Genomic DNA, 18,240 nt, shown 5'->3' with positions numbered 1-18,240 from the left:
TATTGGGAAAACTCTAAAACCGTGGCCAATTTTAGTTGACCACTACATAAACCTTGTCATGTCCTCAGATTTTTTGGTTAACACCGCTTATAAAACTCAGCCCAAGTTTGCTATTCAAGCAAAGTACTCCAAAGATTTAAAAGACCCAAGAACCATTGAAAAGCTTGAAATAGAACGCCGTTATTGGCGGCTAAAAAAAATCCCCTGGTTTCTCGTAACAGATAATGAGATAGACAAAACAGTCGTATCGAATATTGAGTGGTTATACGGCGTTAAGGGGTACTTTGATGAAGTAATAACGGATGAGCTATCGCTTACTTTTGAGCATATCAGTGCTTATTTTGTTCAATACCCAGAAAGAAAAGTCGTTGATCTGTGTAAAGAGTATGACATGGCATACCAGCAAGATCTTGGTCAGTCGCTTTATGATATTCGTTTAATGTGTGCGGCAAGGCTTATAACGTTCGATATTCGTTTACCATTTCATAGTTTGAAAGCGAAAGAAATTGCGTTTAGAAGCGTATCTGTGTTCGGAGGGCATCGTAATGTGGCCGGTTAACGAAACTCTAGCGTTTGACGGTAAGGCTTACCGCGTGCTTTTTACCGAGACAAGTTACTTCTATTGGATTGCTATTGATGAGGATAAAGGTTTACCGGAAAGAGTCTATTTTGATGAATGCCGCAACTGGGTCGATGAAGGGCGTATAGAACAAATTCCTGACCCTTATTCATACCTTCAAGGAGAGTCTTGGACCAACGAGTCAAATGCATATCAGAAAAGGCAGAACGACTTTGATTTGATTAAGCCTATCGTAGATGGTGAAGGAGCGTTTGACAAAAGGGTTCGAGCAAAAAGGGTTAGTCATGCGGTTGCCAATTCAAATAAAACCAAATCGACCATCTATCGTTTAGTTCGGAGATTTTGGCAGCGTGGACAAATAAAAAATTCCCTAATACCAGATTACAAAAACTCAGGTGCAGCCGGAAAGAGAAGAAACTTCACAACAAATAAAGCTGGTAAATCTAGGGTTTACGGTGTCGGTGATGGCAAACAAGTCACTGAAGAAATCAGAAAACAGTTCCGAATTATTTGTGATAAATATTTGATGAATGATAAAGGGAACTCCGTTGCTTATGCACATAGGAAGTTTGCAAAAGCATATAAGCTAAAGAACCCTGGTGTTGAAGAGCATGAAATTCCAACACTCCGCCAATTTAGATATTTCTACAAAACCGAGTATAGCAAGGTCACAAAGCTTACCGTTCAAACACCTCAAGGCAATTACAACAAAGATGTTAGGCCACTACATGGAACTGCAACTGAGCAAGTTTTAGGCCCAGGGAGTCGATATGAGATTGATGCCACCATTGCAGATATTTACTTGGTCGATGATGACGATGCAGACAAGGTAATCGGTCGGCCGACGATTTATATGGTCATTGATGTTTTTAGTCGTATGGTTGCAGGTTTTTATATTGGTTTCGATAACCCATCTTTCCCCGTTGCAATGAAAGCTCTGATATGCAGCTTTAGCAGCAAAGTAGAAACTTGCGCAAAGTATGGTATCGATATTTCAGAAGAACAGTGGCCATGTATAGGTATTCCCGATGTGTTGCTGGCTGATCGCGGTGAATTGATGAGCCACCAAGCAAATTATTTGGTTGATGCTATTGGTGTACGTCTTGAAAGTGCTCCACCTCGAAGAGGCGATGCTAAAGGCATTGTCGAGAGATCATTTGGCACGTTACAAGCTAAGTTTAAGCCCTATATGCCAGGTGTCGTAACTGGTAACAAGGTTAAGAAGCACGGTGAAAAAGATTATAGAGTTGAAGCTGCTGTGGCGAGATCTGACTTTGTTGAGATATTACTTTATTCAATACTTGCTCACAACTTGAATAAACCTTTAGAAAAGTACGATCGTGCTCCTGATATGCCAGAAAGCCTTCCATCGCTCCCTATTGAGCTTTGGAGGTGGGGCCTACAGAATCGTACTGGGCGTTTACGAGCTATTGATACGGATATTGCCAAAATACTGCTGTTACCTCGTCAAAAAGTCACTGTATCTGAATTGGGCATAAAGTTATGGGGATTAACCTACACAGGAAAAGAAATTATTCAGACAGGTTGGATGCACCGTTCTTCGGAAGTATCTAGACCTAAAAAACTATTTGCAGCCTATGAGCTTGGTTCTGCTAATCACATATATCTGTTTCCTGAAGAAGGAAAAAATACATTTTGGGTTTGTGATCTTTCTAGTCGAAGTAGAGAGTTCCGTGATTTAACTTTGTATCAAGTATGGGAACGTCAAGCAGCTCAAAAGCAGATTTTAGCTGAAGCTAAGTATCAATTTGCACCCGTAGAACGAAATTTTGATGATCTTCTTGAAAAGAAACTGAAGAAAGCTACAAAGAATCGTAAAACCAGTACATTGAGTAATGCACAAAAGATAAACGAAATTAAAGACAACAAACTGAATGTTCGAGAGCAAGAAAGAAAAGAGTTAGCAATACAGCCCGCCAGGACTAAACAAGAAGAAGTCGCATCGGTGATACCTATAAAGGGAGAGGAGGAAAGTTATCAACTTCCTGACTTCATACCGGAGCTATTTGATGATGAGGATGATAGCTGATGAAGAAAAGCCAAGATCATCGTGTAGTAGCCGTCTATCAAAGTGCTACGCTCTCAGCTTATCGGAATAACCCGCTGATAGAGGCATTACCACCGATAAATAGTTTCCTAGACGACTCGATTGCTCTGAAGGGCTCGTTAAGGTGTACCGCAGAAGATATCCATCGAAATGGCATCGAAAGAGCGCATAGTATCTGTCGTGTTATAGATGATTTTTTTCAGCCCCTCAGTCAGCACATACAGTTGCATGAACGACTTTCATTGATGATACGGCGTGGCTATGTTGGAAGAAACCCCGAAACAGGTGACTGGGCAAGGCACATACAAAATGGTTACGAGCGAGTTTTATCTGGTGATTTGAAGGCGATCAAGTTCACGGAAGTTAGTTCTACAGCCCAAAGTATGACATTGATAGGGTGTAGCGGAAATGGCAAAACAACAGCGATCAAGCAGCTTTTGTCGTTATACCCTCAAGTTATTTACCACCCTGACAGAAATCTTGAGCAAGTCGTTTATCTAAAAATTGACTGCTCCCATGATGGTTCGCTTAAAGAGCTGTGCTTGAATTTTTTTCGTGCGATGGATAAGGCATTAGGAACATCCAACTACGAAAGACAATACTCGATGAGCAAAAGACCCAGTATTGAAACACTTTTAGCTGCAATGGCTCAGGTTGCAAATGCTCATGCAGTAGGTGTTCTTATTATCGATGAAATACAGCACCTTAGCCGTTCTCGCTCTGGTGGCTCTGAGAAAATGCTTAATTTCTTTGTGACATTAGTAAATACCATTGGCCTTCCTGTGATTTTGGTTGGAACACCACGAGCCCGCGAGATATTTGAGGCTGATATGAGATCTGCAAGGCGAGGCTCTGGTCTTGGAGCGATTTTTTGGGATCCAATGGAAGAAGGAAGAGAATGGAAAGCGCTCACGGATAAGTTATGGACTCTTCAATGGCTACAAAAACGTGATGAGGTGTTGTCGGATGACATTCGTTCTCTATGGTATGACCTAAGCCAAGGTGTCTTGGATATTGTGGTTAAGCTATATGTCTTGTGTCAGCTAAGAGCAATCGCGACAAAAGTAGAAAGGATCACACCTAAATTAATGCAACAGGTTTACGAGGATGAATTAAAACCTGTTCACCCAATGCTAGCTGCTCTTCGCTCGGGTGATGTCGAAGAAATGATTAAGTTTTCAGACCTTAAACTAAGCAACACTGATAAACGGTTACTTGAGTTGCAAAAACAGGTAGCAACAACTGTTCAGCAGACACCAGAGGAGTTTGCATATCAACAGCTCAGAACCGATGAAGAGCGACGTGTATATATGGCCCTAAAAGATGAGTTTGACTCAACGCTTTTAGCTCCTGTAATACGACAGCTATTTGAACAACATCCTGATTTGACATGGATAAGCTTACTGCCACTGGTACATGAGCAACTTGCCAATCCTGAGCCGTTAAAATCTAAAAAAGAGGCTAAGCTAAGTAAGGGCAAGAGGGCATCCGCAATCAAACAGACTCAGTGGCATACCCTTGATAGTGAGGATTTGAGGTTTGTTCACTCTCAATCTGATTCTGATAATGAAGTGTACACCGCAATGTCAAAGTCGGGTTTGATTCTAGACATTCAGTCACTGTTAGAAAAGGCGGTTTAATATTGCACTGCTTCCCTGTCCCTTATCCAGATGAATTAATCTATAGCTTGGTGGCTAGAGCTGGAATTCGCAGTGCGATTACAAGTTCTAAACAGCTACTAGATGAAGTGTATGGTGACAGAAAAGTGATTGCGACAATTGACCTGCCTAGTCATTTGTCTTCGATATCAGAGCAGCTAGTTAACACGGGACGATTTGACGTCCAACAGCTTATTTATGAACATACAATGTTCCCGATTTACGCTCCTTTTGTTGATGAAAGCATTAGGATTAGAGCGATGGAGCGAATGGAACATTGCGCTAAGGGCTCTGTTCATCTAATGCTAGGAGCCCCAGCTTCTATTGTAAAAACGTCGGATAACTTTTGTGTTTGCCCAGCTTGTGTCGCGGAACAAAAGCAAAAATATGGGGAAAGTTATTGGTCTAGATTGTGGTTTTTGCCATCTTTACCTTACTGCCCTAAGCATGGACTTCTAAGTCAATCGACAACCTCTTACCATGATAGTAGGCACACGTACCATGCATGTGGCCGAATACAATGTCAGCCCCTTTTAAGTAATACCACGGATAAAGCGGAGCAGCAGGTTGCTTATTTGGCCAACAAAGCTAAAGAGGTAATATGCTTACCAGCCCAAGACTCTCCGACTCAGCGTCAATGGAGTCTTTTCTACAATCATCTAGCGCACGACTTTGGGTGTGGAAAAGGCACTAAACAGGTTGCTCACGATAAGATTGCAGACTTAGTTGTAAGCAAGATCGTTACCCCTGAGCTAACCATTAATCCTGATAGAGAGACTAATTGGCTTCGCACGTTATTTCGCCATCATCGTAAAGCTTTTAGCTATCTACAGCACTTAACGGTTTGGTCTGCTTTTATTCCTGAAATGTCGGCTAGTGAAATCATAAAAGAAGTAAAATCAAAAGATAAAGTGACAGTATCTCTCCCGAAGGACAATGCTCATCTTGAGCCAAATCCAAGTGAAGAAAAACGTAAGCTATGGCGTAACTTAATAGGTAAGACCCCTATTAAGAAAGCACGCAAACTTCCAGGTGGTGGTGCACTGTATGCTTGGTTGTACCGAAATGATAGAGATTGGCTATTAGCTTTCAATCGAGTCCATCAATCCCAATCGCATGTAAGGCACAAAAAAGTAGAGTGGAGCGCAAGAGACCGATCACTAACTAAGCAGCTTATCAGGATTGTCGAACGATTAGATACAGTTATTGATGGCCCTCGAAGAAGCAAAAATTTCTTACTTAAGCAGCTAGATGATTACGGCTCGGTGAGCAAAAAACTGAACTTATTACCCTTGCTATCTCTTGCTTTGAATCGGTATCAAGAAAGCGTCTTTGAGTTTCAAGCTCGTCGGCTAGTCATAGCTGTAATCGCAAAATCAAAAATAGGTTCAGGAATGAGTCGCTGGCAATTGATGCGTTCAGCAAGCCTTCCCAACGAAAGAATAATGCCAGTTATCGCAGATTTACTTGGCTGGGTAACTACAGGATCAGATTATAAATAAGGAAATGATATGGGAGCTAGGTTTTACAAGTGTGACGATGATGTACGTATAGTCCATACAGGTAAAGTATTAGTACGAGCAAATGATAAGTCTTATCGGCCTTTAATTGAAGTTTGGTGTTATCCACCTCAGAAGAAAAATAACTTTCATGCGACCGCATTTTCTAACGTCCCAGCTTTGTACCGAGGAAAAATAATTAATGAAAGAGGGTTGTCAGAAAGCTACGCCAAACGAGGGCGTCATACATTTAGAAGTCATGAGTTCTTTCGGCACAGTACTTTGAGTGAGTTCCCCGACTCAGAGTCAGCAGATTCTTTGAGAAAGAAAGAGTCAGAGCAACATGCATTTGTATTAGATCGAGGCGCTGCCCCTAAACTGGTTATTCCTCAGCTTGAGCTGGCAAGGGTTCTATTTTATGCCAGCTCGTACTTATCGCGAGCGTCATTAATGTCTTCTCGTTTGCTTACAGACTTCAAGGTCGAAGTAAACACCAAGGAGGACTATGCCAATATCGAAGTGTTGCAAACATCAAACTTTCCTCCTTCGGCATTCAATGATTCAGCAACAAGATCCATGTTGAGTTGGTTACTTATTGATAGCAATGCAAAGCGTTCATTTGAGTCGATTTTTAGATATTTCAACGTCGAAAAGGAACAAGATGTATCTGCGGGATATAAGCGTTGGCTATTTCACTTTGATCCGCCACAAATGTCTGGGTGGTCTTTCTCATATGACGGTAGGCTTGATGTAAGTGGCCGCTACTTTTTGGTTGAAAAGATCACGGATATTGAAATTAACGCACAAATGCCGTCTAAGATCTACTTCCACAACCCATCATTTACGCATGCAGATGAAGGCCAAGAGCCGACGATTGGTGGTGAAGGCCCTGAACCGTATGAGCGCCCAGAAGATCATATGATTGATGATGATCGCGAGGCTTCGGATGCAAATCAAGCATTCTTGCTGGGAGAAAATACCTGTTCAGTAAGGTTTAAAAATCGTTTTTCAACGTCGAAAGCAACAACGCCAAAAAGGAGTCATCGGCCAGATAGAAGCAAAGATACAGCTAAGAAAGCTGGTGAGAAGGTCAGTACTAATGAGCCTGGCAGTAATGGTGAGATACCTTCGGCAGACATGGCCGGAGGTATGCAAGATTGTACTGATAAATCTGAGGAGTATGCTTCTCGTTTTACGGCCTTTAACATGATGGTGCAAATGCTAGAGGAAAAATACGCCTGCACAATCATTGACTCTTACACTCATGAGCTGGATCAGGTTGGACGTAGTAAATGCCACTTGATTGACTCTGATGCAAAGAGAACGATTCGTTGCGTTGTCGTGGAGCGAAATGGTCATGTGAATTACTTGCTTGAAGTTGATGTAACTGGCCTGAGTAAATGGATCTCTACAAAATGTATACGGCAGATTGATACACGCAATTGGAAAGAGCAGTTTTCTCGAATCAAAACAGGTGTGGTGACAAAGTCTCTTGGATGGCCAACACAAGAAATGGATACCATGTTTGGCTTCAAAAAGCATATTGGCATTTCTCACCCTAAGTCAGTAGAGGGGCACCCGACAGGTATTCCAACCGAATCAATCTTAGATTGGGCAGGAAGGGTCGCTGAGAAGCTATAGAGTTTTTTGCTATGTCGTTAAGATACCCGTAATCACAGATGCTCGTGACACTGTCTAATTCGAAAGTCCTCCCTTTTTCAGTTTGCAATCCTGTAAATTTTCCAGCTTAAAGTTATTAGTTCAGATTATTTCAGCTAATGGATACCAGTAATGGCTTAGATGCTGGCATTTAAGGAAAATGTTGACTGTCTCATGTTAATATTTTTAGCTCGCATTATTATGTAAATTGTATTTTTATTATTCAGCATTCGTGTGTTGTTAGTCGAAAAATGTTGGTTTGTAAATGTTCCAGATGGTTGATTAATGTAATGTACTGAGCATAGGGAAATGTAACGCTACATAAAATAATCAATTTGTTATTAGGGACTGTTGACCTTTCTATCTGGCTTTTACAGCACTTAGTGGGAAATTTATACAAAGCAGAGATTTTGACGTGTAGCTAGCCTATATGAAAAGCCGATAACGCAGTAAAAATGAACCACAAAGACTGCCCGAAGGGTTTGAGCTGGCCCCCCCCCGCTAAAATCGTTTTATGCTTTGTTGGAGAGCATTTGCTTAGAATGAATAGGCTACATACTTTCCGCCGTGCCTAAAACGACTATACCTCGAACCAAATTTAACCGCGAAAGGTCAACAGCCCCTAGTTATAGAAATAAAACCATAAAGGAAGACTATTCTATGAGGAAAAGGAACCTCCTCTTACTATCATTAGCTTATGTAACATCTTATTCTGCTAACGCTGAAAATGATGATTTACTTTGGCCTGCCACTAACTTTAGTGGGTATATTTTTAGTGACTTCAACTCTGGATCCGGCAATAGTCAGCGAGGGCTGGCAGTTGGTGGAAACCTCGACATTGGTGGATATTCTATTGGTGCTGGCTTGCCCCCAGACTATAGCGACTTTGGCTTGCTCGTAGAAGGGGATGCTAACTTTAGTTTAGGTCGCCTTTATCAAGGGAAAATACGTGTTGAAGGCGACGCTAGCGGAGTTAGTAGTTCAGTTATTGCTGGTTTTCCTGATGGTGTTAGTATTGAAAATATAGCTCTTGAAAACTCCATACTCTCGTCGAAAGAATACTATCAGGAAGTATCAAGGCAGCTTGCTGCAGCGGAAGTAACTGGTGAGTCAAAATATCAGTGGGGCGGGTTATACCTCGAAGGTGATTGTGCTTCTCCGGTTCAAGTATTTAATATTGATGGTGCTCAATTCCAATCTGCTCATACCTTTGAGTTTAGCTGCCTTCCCCCAGAAGCGACCATTATTATTAACATGCTTGGTGACAGCACGAGATTTAATCGTGTACAGAATAAAAGTATGTCATCTCTTGCCGTTCACAGAGAAAGAGTACTTTTCAATTTCCCTGACTCCAGTGAGTTGAATCTTGCAGGAATAAAAATTGAGGGTCATGTGTTGGCTCCTAATGCAAATATTAACGCACCACATGGCGATTTGATGGGAACCGTGATAGCGAACCAGTGGATTGGATCAATGCACTTGGGCGGGGAGTTGTTTAAAGGAGACTTGACCACTTTAGTCAGTTTCAATGAACCACCGGTGATTGAGTCAACACCGGTCACTCAAGTTACTTGGCCCGATGAATATCAGTATGTTGTCGTGGCCACAGACCCTGATCAGGATCCAATTACGTACTCGTTGGCGCAGTCACCCAATGGTATGATGATCAATCCAATCACTGGTGTGATTTCTTGGGTTACAACATACATTCCAGCGTCTTCTTTTGGTAAGTTTCCAGTCGAAGTGATTGCGACTGATGATAAAGGGGAGTTTGACAGCCAGATTTTTGCAGTGAGATTAGATGCACCATCTAATTATGCCCCTGAAATCACGTCGACGCCTATTACAGAAAGCACCATAGATACTCTGTATAGCTACATGGTCTCCGCTATAGATTTAGACGGGGATATACTTTCATTCCGTTTGGATAATGCGCCACAAAACATGCTAATCGACGCTGAAACAGGATTGATTACATGGCCTATTTCTTACGGAGACACAGGTAGTCATCTTGTTAAAGTCGTTGTTAGCGACGGTAAAGCTGAAGACAGACAAAGCTTCAATGTTAACGTTACTGCGCCGGGTAACAATGCGCCTGTTATCGTGTCTGCACCTATTTCTGAGGCCGTGCTGCAAGAGCTTTACCTCTATCAGGTTGTCGCGATAGATGAAGAATCTCATCCTCTGACGTTCGAACTGTTAGACGCACCAGTGGGAATGGTTATTGATGCGGATACTGGCCTTATTACCTGGAAGCCGGAAAGCATAGAGCCACCGGCGACAGTAAGTGTTCAGGTTAGAGATGCTCCGGGGTTAACCGATAATCAGCAATACCAGCTAACCGTTGTTTCGGTGGCCAATGAACCGCCACAGATTACCTCACTACCCGTCGAAGTGGTTGCTAAAGAGCGGCCTTATCATTACCAGGTTACAGCGACGGACGACAAGGATACACAACTGCATTTCAGTCTGGTGCATGGCCATAAAGACATAACAATTGACCCTATTACCGGAGAAGTGCAGTGGCAGAACGTCTTATTGCCACCTCAGGGATTTGAGCAAACTAACCAGCAATGCAAAATCATTCAGGGAACGACCACTCGCGTGAGCGGTAGTGCAGATGTTTTTGTCGTGGTGGATGAGTCTGGATCTATGTCTGGGGAGCACAACTGGCTCAAAGACCTGGTGCCGTCATTGGAAGCAGGTCTGGCTGGTGCGGGCGTTGGTGAAGACACAGCGAAGAACCTTTATGGTCTGATCGGATATGAACGCGGGCCCCGCTATCTGGTGGTTGATGGGGAGAAAATGGTGGAGTCAGCCAGCTTTAGCCGTTTAGCGGCGCAGCTAAGACTCTATGGCGGAACCGAAGATGGCTATCGAGCCATGAAAGGAACGCTGGACACCTACCCATTAAGGACGGACTCGGCGAAGAACTTAATCCTTGTCACAGATGAAGATAGAGATGTCACCCTATCTTGGTCTTACCAACAGATGTTGGAGCAACTCAAGTCAACCGGGACCTTACTTAATGCTGTCACTAACTCATCGTTCAGATGTGACGATGGCAGTTCTGCAATGGGGATGACAGCTGAAGGAATAGGTTTTGTAGCCGATGGCAGTGGCAGTTACTACACCTGTAGTGGAACAAGGGCTGTAAGCGGTTCTGGCGCCAGTATAAGAGATTACGTGAACTTGGCCATTGAAAGCGGGGGAGCAGCCTGGGACCTTAATTTCCTGCGAAGTGGGGGACTTAGAGCGAAGTCTTTCTCTGAAGCGATTGTTGATATCAAGATTAAGGAGATCATAGATCAACTCCCTCCTATTTATCAGGCGGACTTACAAGTTAACCGGATAACGCTTTCAGAAAGCAAGAATGGGTTGGTAGATTTAGCTGCGACGCTCAACAACCGGGGTCTGGCAGACACAGCGCATCCTTTCGCAGTTGCTTTCTATAGCCAGGGTGTGTTTATTGGACAGGTTGATGTTCAAAGCATCGCTGCAGAAAGCAGTCAGCTATTGGTGTTAAAAGATATACCAGAAAGCGCCTTGGGTGATGATATTGAAACCATCGTTGTTAGTGGTAATGAGGAGTGCCTGACCGATAACAATGAGACACGCGCTGCGATTGCCAAAGTTAAAGTGACGGATAGTCAAGCGGCAGAAGCGACACAATGGTTTGCGGTTAACGTGACGGAAAGCAATGAGGCACCAGTCATTGAACCTGTCCCTCCCGTTGTCCTTGAAGTTGGTGAGAAGTTCCAACTGGCGTTGAACGTTTCTGATCCGAATGTAGGGGATGATTTTTCATTCGCTCTTGTTGATGCACCTGCCGGCATGCGTGTTAACGGCACCAGTGGTGTTGTAACGTGGCAGCCAACGCAATCTGACGTTGGGCAGCTGTTGGCTGAAGTTGCAGTGCAAGATCTCGCGGGACTGCAGTCGACGACACTGCTTTCATTTGATGTTCTCGATTTCCTACGAGCACCAATAATTATCAGTGAGCCGCTGTTGCAAGCGCAGGTAGGGGCGAGTTACTACTATCAGGTGGTAGCAGAGAGCGATCGAAATGCCCGTCTTGTTTATCAGCTTATCGAGTCACCAGAAGGAATGATCATTGATGCAAACACGGGTGAAATTAGCTGGCGTCCAGATCAAGCCAGTGGAGATGGTGGACACAGCGTCATCGTCGAAGTTATCGATGATAAAAACTTAGCTGCCATCCAGTCGTTTGTTATCTCTGCCGTCACCACAGGAGACGCTCCAGAGTTTACCAGCACACCTACAACGTATCTGCAATTGGGCGAAACGTTCACATACCAAGTGTTGGTATCGGACAGCTTAGGACAACCAATAGACGTTAGTCTGCAAGCTTTCCCAGACGGAATGACCCTTGATGCTAACAACTTGGTATTGTGGCAGCCAAGTAAATCGGGGACGTATTCTGTTAGGATTGCGGCGAGAAGTGCCGGAGGACTCGTCACAACTCAGAGCTTCGATGTACAGGTAGTTGAAACCGCAAATCAACCACCACTCATAGCAAGCCAACCAAGCTGGAAAGTTCAGAGCAATGGGGACTTACACTATCAGGTATTGGCTTCCGATCCAGAAGGTGAATCGCTGTCATATCTGCTAATGGAAGCACCTGCTGGCATGGTGATAGACACGGATGGCTTAGTCATATGGCCAGCCAGTACACAACTTGACGGAAAGTTCAGCGTACGTATCCGAGTTGCCGATCAGTCCGGTGTATTTGCGGAGCAAAGCTTTACCTTTAGTTACTATCCGAGTAACGCCGCACCGGAGTTTACGAGTAGTCCAACAGGTATTGCAGCAATAGATACCCCCTATAAGTACTTGGTGTCTGCTAAGGATCCAAATGGTGACCCGGTATCGTTCTCGTTGGCAACGGCTCCTGAAGGAGCAGTACTAACAGCGTCAAATGAAATCGAATGGACACCAAATGCTTCCCAGTTGGGGACGCACACCTTTGTTGTTGTTGCGGAAGACCCTTTCGGTATGCAAAGCACACAAAGCTTCAATGTTACTGTTCGTGAAGTGTTAAACAATGCTTACCCTGTCATTACGTCCGTCCCTCTACTTGAAGCCTTTGTGCGGACCAGTTATCAGGACCTTATTATTGCAGCGGATCCTGATGGTGATGCCCTAACTTATCGATTAATTGAAGCGCCAGCAGGAATGACTGTCTCTGGAAACGGGACGGTAATCTGGCTTCCTGAAATCAACCAGAAGGGAAGTAATCCCGTTACTTTAAGGGTTTACGATAACTATGGTGCGTATGCGGAGCAAATGTACAGCATTCGTGTAAACAGTGGAAACGAGCCGGTAATAACGAGTACCCCAGTACTATCAGCGTATAACGGGATGGATTATGCGTACCCGATGACAGTGGTTGATTTGGACAATGATCCTTTACGTTATCAGCTTGACGAAGGCCCTGTAGGGATGGCGGTCAGCAACTCTGGCGTTCTTACCTGGAGTGTCACTGAAAACGATGTTGGTGATCATTACGTAAGTGTTTCGGTGTTTGATTCCGTTGGGAACAGTGATACTCAGAAGTTCAATCTAACCGTTAAATATCTCGGTGAAAGCCAACCGCCAGTGTTGACAAGTTTACCTAAACTTCGTGCCCGAACTGAGTCTGTGTACCTTTATCAGGTTGTTGCGAGTGACCCTGATGGCGATGCATTGCGATATCGTCTGCTTAGCGCGCCAGAAGGAATGGGCATCAGTCAATCCGGACTCGTTCAATGGTTAGCAAACAACAAGCAGATTGGGTTGCAGGACGTGGAGCTGGAAGTGAGTGACTTAACTGGGAAGGCTGTTACTCAACGTTTCGCGATAGAAGTGACAGCGCCGGGTGAGTTTAATCGCCGTATTTGTCGCGTACCTTTGCAGTAACCACCGGAATATAGGGATATAAATATGAAATCTAGTAATATTGCGCTTGAGTTCTGGCGAAATACCGGTGGTTTTCTCCGGATGGTAGCCTTAACTGTGGCGATGCTTTACCTGTTTGTCTTCTACTCGCATTCTGCGATGGCGATGCTCGCGGCGAAAGAGCATCATGACAATAGGGACGTAGGCATAGAACTGATGAACAGTGTTGAGGCATTGCGTCAACATACTTCCAAATACCTTGCCAGTTTTACTGGCAAGGAGGGTGATGACAATTTAGTAGAGCTAAACAAGATGCGTGTGGCGCTAGCTGAAAAGTTTCAACGCTATGTTTCGCATTCCGTCGACATCATCGCTGATCAAAAGGATGAAGCTGAACATGCGTTGCGAAAGCAGCTCGGTGAGGCCGTAAAGACAAATGATGTCCAGCAAGTTAAATTGATCAGCGATCAGCTGTCTATGATGTTCAAGCATTATCACTCAATGATGGAAGCTGCTAGCGCTCTCGGTCAGGCAGATTTCAATTCTGTCACCGAGTCTCAAGAGCTTGCGGGTAAACTGCATCAATTATTGGCATCGATAAAGCTGGGTCCAGCTCCTCACCAATACGATAGTGAAATACTGCCTTTCGGCCCTCTTTCTTCTGCTGTTCACGAACCAGCCTCTTCTGTTGAAGCACTTCAGGATTATCTTGGGCTCACAAGCCAAAGCAATCAGGCTAATGCACGCACAGTGTCAAGCTATGCGTCAGATCCAGCGTCCGACATGTTCTTGCAGTTTAATGAAGATAACCAAGTAACTGAACGCTTAACACAGCTAGCCACAGAGCTGAATCACGATCCGTTGACTATCTACAACTATGTTTACAACACCATAGAATACGTTCCGGCGCATGGTTCGATTCAAGGTGCAGACTATACCCTGTTTAGCAAACGGGGAGGGGCAATTGACCAAGCCAGCCTGTTGGTCAGTTTGCTGCGGGCTTCAAACACCCCTGCACGTTATGTTTATGGCTCGGTGGAAGTTGATATTAGTCAGGCACTTAATTGGGTTGGCGGTGTTAGAGATGTCGAAGCACTGCAAAATCTGCTTGGTCAGGGTGGCGTACCTAATGTTCTGATTACGGATCATAACGGCGTTGCAAAGCGCCTTAAGATGGAGCATGTATGGGTAGAAGCGCAAATTGAAGGGCAATGGGTCGCATTAGACCCTAGCTTCAAACAGTACACCCATGAGGAAGGTATTGATCTAAACGCAGCGATGGATACTGACCCGGACCAATTGTATGCCGCGCTAACAGCAGCCGCTGACGTTGATCATGAGAACAAAACGGTTCGTGGACTTGATCAAACCTATGCCGCTCAACTTGTTTCGGAGCTGGAAAAGAAAGTCGAAGACTATATTCAGCTTAACCATCCCAATGCGAAATTTAATGACATAGCGGGAGGGAAGAAAATTGTCAAAACCGAAGCTGAAGTGCTTCCTGTGGCGTTGCCATACATTTCTGTTGTCGCCAGCCAGCCGTTGGCTCAACTACCAAGCAATATAAGGCATAAGTTTGGGTTTACGCTGAACGATAACTACCTAAACACTTACCTCAATGTGGAAATGTCGCTCCCTGCATTAGCAGGTAAAACGTTGGCGCTGCATTTTACACCTGCTACCCAGGCCGATATTGATACGCTAAATGCTAAGCTGCCACAAAGTGAAAGCGAAGCGACGTCATCAAATGCGAAATTACCGTATGGATTAATTCAAATGGACGCAGAGTTTCTCGTCGATACGCAGGTGGTAGCGACGGGAAATCGGAGTTTTTCTCTAGGGGAAGAACTTAATACCTCTAAAGGCTTTTGGACGCCCCGATTTGGATGGGAAAAAACTGACAGCCCTGTCATCGCTGGTGAGTATCAAGCAATTGGTATTGACTACCATGGTATTGAGCCGGGTATGTTGGCAGATTTGAAAGCGAAAAATGCCGCTGTCAGCCAACAACTGGGTGCTGGAAACATTGATACGCTAACCAAACACGATACAGCAGGGCTTTTCCTGCAAACAGGGATACATAGCTATTATGCTATGGTCAACCTCCAACAAACCTTGTTGGCGAAATCCGCAAAAGTTGTGAACTATATTCAGCCTAGCTACGGTACATTCAGTACTGATCTTAGCGTTTCTTACTTCTTTGGCGTTCCTCGTTGGGTTTCTCCCGGTGGGCTGGGAATGGATGTTGATAGGCTGGCAAACAATGCGGAAGCAGCGAACAACTGCCTGGACGACTGGCGAGACTATCACCGTAAGACAGGGGCGGTTTCGTCATATCTTGAAAACTTAGTACCAGAAAAAATGCTGGATGATGGTACCAACAATCCGCAAGGTATTAGTGCTGTTAAAGCATTGGGTATTGCTGGTCAACAAGGTCAAAAAATTTACACATTGACTGATAGCAACCAGTTTTTACTCAGTGAGATTGCAATCGATGATGAAGCAAGAGCTGAAATAAACAGTGCAATTGCATCGGGTAAAGAAGTTACCGTTCATGAGAAACCCGTTTCTGTCGTTGGTTGGACTGGCTCAGGCTACATTATCACAGACCCTGTCACTGGTTCTGGAGCTTATAAGATATCTGGCGGTGCCAATGGAGGCTTTGTGGGGCCGGAAATGGGGATATTTTTAAGCTGGGTTGGCTTGGCAGCCGGGTTTATGGGCCCTTGGGGGCTGGTCGTAAGCCTTATAATTGCTGCCACGTTGTTGTTGTCATTGTGGCTTGATCTGATGGTTTACAACGATGGTTCAGACTTCTGCCGTGACATGATGGTTTCTCTGTTTGTTATCATAGGGATACTGCCTTTCTTGCTTGGACTTGTCGGCCTGCCGACATTGGCGTTTCTTGGCTTTTACATCGGGATCATGGCTGGGTTGGTCATCTCCAGAGCGTTGGAAGTAATATCCTTGATTGGCAGTCGATGCCCAGACCAAAGATTGGAACCTTAGCGCTCTTCGAGTTATTTTAAGGGCCCCTGTCAACAGGGGCTCGAAATATATCGCCTTCTACTGAGTGAATAAATAATGGTGTCAAGATGAGTGAATCTACGTTTCTGGTATACTTAGCAAGTGGATTGTTGATATTTTCGTATATGTTAGTCGGTTTCAGTATTATTAATCGTGCCGCGCAGTGGAAATCAATTACTTCAAATAGCCGTGCTATCATTGTAGTGGTGATCTTTATCTACTTGGTGTCAGTTTCTGGATTGATAGAAGTAGTTAATCAGTTATTCAACTTAATTTGTTAAGGCGAAATGTTTTTATCCATCTATTTTATATCTGATAAACCAAGGTGAATAATGGAAATACTATTTTTTATTGCTTTTGTGTTGTCGCTGTTAAATGTAATGTGTGCACTTGTAACAAAAAACATATTTTTTTCTGGTGGCAGGATTAGTTATTATGATAATAAATCGCATTTTTTTGCTGGATTAGTGGCATTTATTATGTTTATTTTCTTCTATGGTGGTTTTTACTTTTTTATTTTTCCAGCCGTGTAATCGATAGAAGTTTAGGTTTTGTAAATGACTCTAGCGTAGTTATTTTGTTCAATCCGATGGAACTAAATTAAGAAGCTACGATCTGATCGGCTACACTCATCAATCGTCGTAGCCTTAAGTCTAAACCTTTTTACAAAACAACCAACTGGAAGTCATATAGTAACGCACTGATAAAACGTGGTTTTCTGACCTTTTGGATTGATGAGGAAGCAATAACCGAATATAAGTAAAACAAACAAGGTATACGGGGTAGACCGCGCCGATTCAGTGACTTAGCCATTGATGGTAAAGTGCGTTTTTCTATGTCGTTAAGATCACTTCAAGGCTTTCTTGACTTAGTATTTAAGCCAATATTATGTCTGTTAGCCCTCATTACACATGTACAAGCCGTCGATCCAAGTACGTTGAGGTTTCATTTAAAACCAATACCAGAGGGGTAATATAATATCTGTCCATTGACGCCATTTTCCTCAGGGGTTATCGCGACGGTAATTGAAGGTAGAGAAGCATGATACCGACGGGAAAAGCAGAGTTGAGCTCATCTAATGTAACCGATACCGAAGTGCTTCCCACTTGCTCAACCACAGGCGTCGTAAGATCATCGCAATATCAGATGATAGCGCTTGTAACACAAGGAGATACGAATCAAGCGAGCGGTTCCGCTCATCCCAGCACGAGAAGTGTGGCGGCCTTCTGGGAGCAAGGATACTCTCATAGCTTAGCGGTAGGTTGCTAGGGGCTCTACGGCTCCAACAAGAAATCTAAAATGCGGTACGATTATCATAAGCGTTCACTATGAGAGACAGCGCTGTATCGAGTGAAACAGTTGTTAGGGAGTAAATTAAGTCTGAGGAACTTCAACGCCTAGGTTGGCGAGACTTACGCGTTGATTAAAGTGGTTGAAAAAGCTTACGGGGCTAGGTATGCCTGAAACTGGCCTTGTTGCGTAAAAGAATTATTGACTACTCTTCACCTATATCTATCAAGTTTTAGGCTGCTCATCTCTTATGTGGCGGTTTGGAAATCGGTAGGTGGAGTTGATAGTTCTGTTTGATAGTACTAAAACAGCCTACATTCACTATTACGCAACAAGGCCCCCGAAACTCAGTATATCGCTTAAGTACAATGGGGCTAACCACCTTCTCACAGAATCAAGCAACAAAGCCGAGTAGCAATGATTTGTCCAAAAGTTTGCTAAGCGAGGCTGCGGTTGACTAATAATTAAGTATCTAGAGAGGAGGTGTCTTACCACTTTCTAAAAGTTTTAAACTTTATTGTTATGAATCCCCAAGGGTGTAACATTCATCATAATGGTCAA

At 43.8% G+C, this 18,240-nt stretch carries 8 protein-coding genes and 1 pseudogene; all 9 read left to right on the top strand.

Annotated elements, in window-relative coordinates:
- Positions 1-559 (top strand): heteromeric transposase endonuclease subunit TnsA (locus WR49_RS20340; protein ID WP_046225229.1); only part of this gene is annotated, 559 nt, incomplete at its 5' end.
- Complete coding sequence (locus WR49_RS20335) at positions 546-2,630, top strand: DDE-type integrase/transposase/recombinase (RefSeq protein WP_046225228.1); 2,085 nt, start codon at positions 546-548, stop codon at positions 2,628-2,630. The genes WR49_RS20340 and WR49_RS20335, both read left to right, overlap by 14 nt.
- Positions 2,630-4,288 carry an AAA family ATPase gene (locus WR49_RS20330; RefSeq protein WP_046225227.1) on the top strand — a complete coding sequence of 553 codons (1,659 nt, stop codon included), beginning with the start codon at positions 2,630-2,632 and terminating at the stop codon, positions 4,286-4,288. Before WR49_RS20335 ends, WR49_RS20330 begins: the two co-directional genes overlap by 1 nt.
- 2 nt (positions 4,289-4,290) lie before the next feature.
- Positions 4,291-5,808, top strand: a complete 1,518-nt coding sequence (locus tag WR49_RS20325) for a TnsD family Tn7-like transposition protein (RefSeq protein ID WP_046225226.1) — start codon at positions 4,291-4,293, stop codon at positions 5,806-5,808.
- Between the two features lie 9 nt (positions 5,809-5,817).
- On the top strand, positions 5,818-7,446 hold the full coding sequence (locus tag WR49_RS20320) for a Tn7-like element transposition protein TnsE (RefSeq protein WP_046225225.1): 1,629 nt from the start codon (positions 5,818-5,820) through the stop codon (positions 7,444-7,446).
- 678 nt (positions 7,447-8,124) lie between these two features.
- Entirely contained in the window at positions 8,125-13,383 is a 5,259-nt protein-coding gene (locus tag WR49_RS20315; protein WP_046225224.1) for a choice-of-anchor A family protein, read from the top strand.
- Between the two features lie 24 nt (positions 13,384-13,407).
- On the top strand, positions 13,408-16,371 hold the full coding sequence (locus tag WR49_RS20310; protein WP_046225223.1) for a transglutaminase-like domain-containing protein: 2,964 nt from the start codon (positions 13,408-13,410) through the stop codon (positions 16,369-16,371).
- A gap of 86 nt (positions 16,372-16,457) precedes the next feature.
- Positions 16,458-16,670: a hypothetical protein gene (locus tag WR49_RS20305; protein WP_046225222.1), complete on the top strand. Its 213-nt coding sequence runs from the start codon at positions 16,458-16,460 to the stop codon at positions 16,668-16,670.
- Positions 16,671-17,020: 350 nt separating this feature from the next.
- A pseudogene (locus tag WR49_RS21240) lies at positions 17,021-17,872 on the top strand (transposase).
- Positions 17,873-18,240: the final 368 nt, after the last annotated feature.

Source organism: Vibrio sp. ECSMB14106 (assembly GCF_000972265.1).
GTDB classification, from domain to species: Bacteria; Pseudomonadota; Gammaproteobacteria; order Enterobacterales; family Vibrionaceae; genus Vibrio; species Vibrio kanaloae.
This window is presented reverse-complemented; position numbering and strand designations above follow the sequence as displayed.

Coding starts and splice junctions, on each gene's coding strand:
- WR49_RS20305 (WP_046225222.1), top strand. CDS start 16,458: ATGAGTGAATCTACGTTTCTGGTATACTTAGCAAGTGGATTGTTGATA.
- WR49_RS20330 (WP_046225227.1), top strand. CDS start 2,630: ATGAAGAAAAGCCAAGATCATCGTGTAGTAGCCGTCTATCAAAGTGCT.
- WR49_RS20335 (WP_046225228.1), top strand. CDS start 546: ATGTGGCCGGTTAACGAAACTCTAGCGTTTGACGGTAAGGCTTACCGC.
- WR49_RS20310 (WP_046225223.1), top strand. CDS start 13,408: ATGAAATCTAGTAATATTGCGCTTGAGTTCTGGCGAAATACCGGTGGT.
- WR49_RS20320 (WP_046225225.1), top strand. CDS start 5,818: ATGGGAGCTAGGTTTTACAAGTGTGACGATGATGTACGTATAGTCCAT.
- WR49_RS20315 (WP_046225224.1), top strand. CDS start 8,125: ATGAGGAAAAGGAACCTCCTCTTACTATCATTAGCTTATGTAACATCT.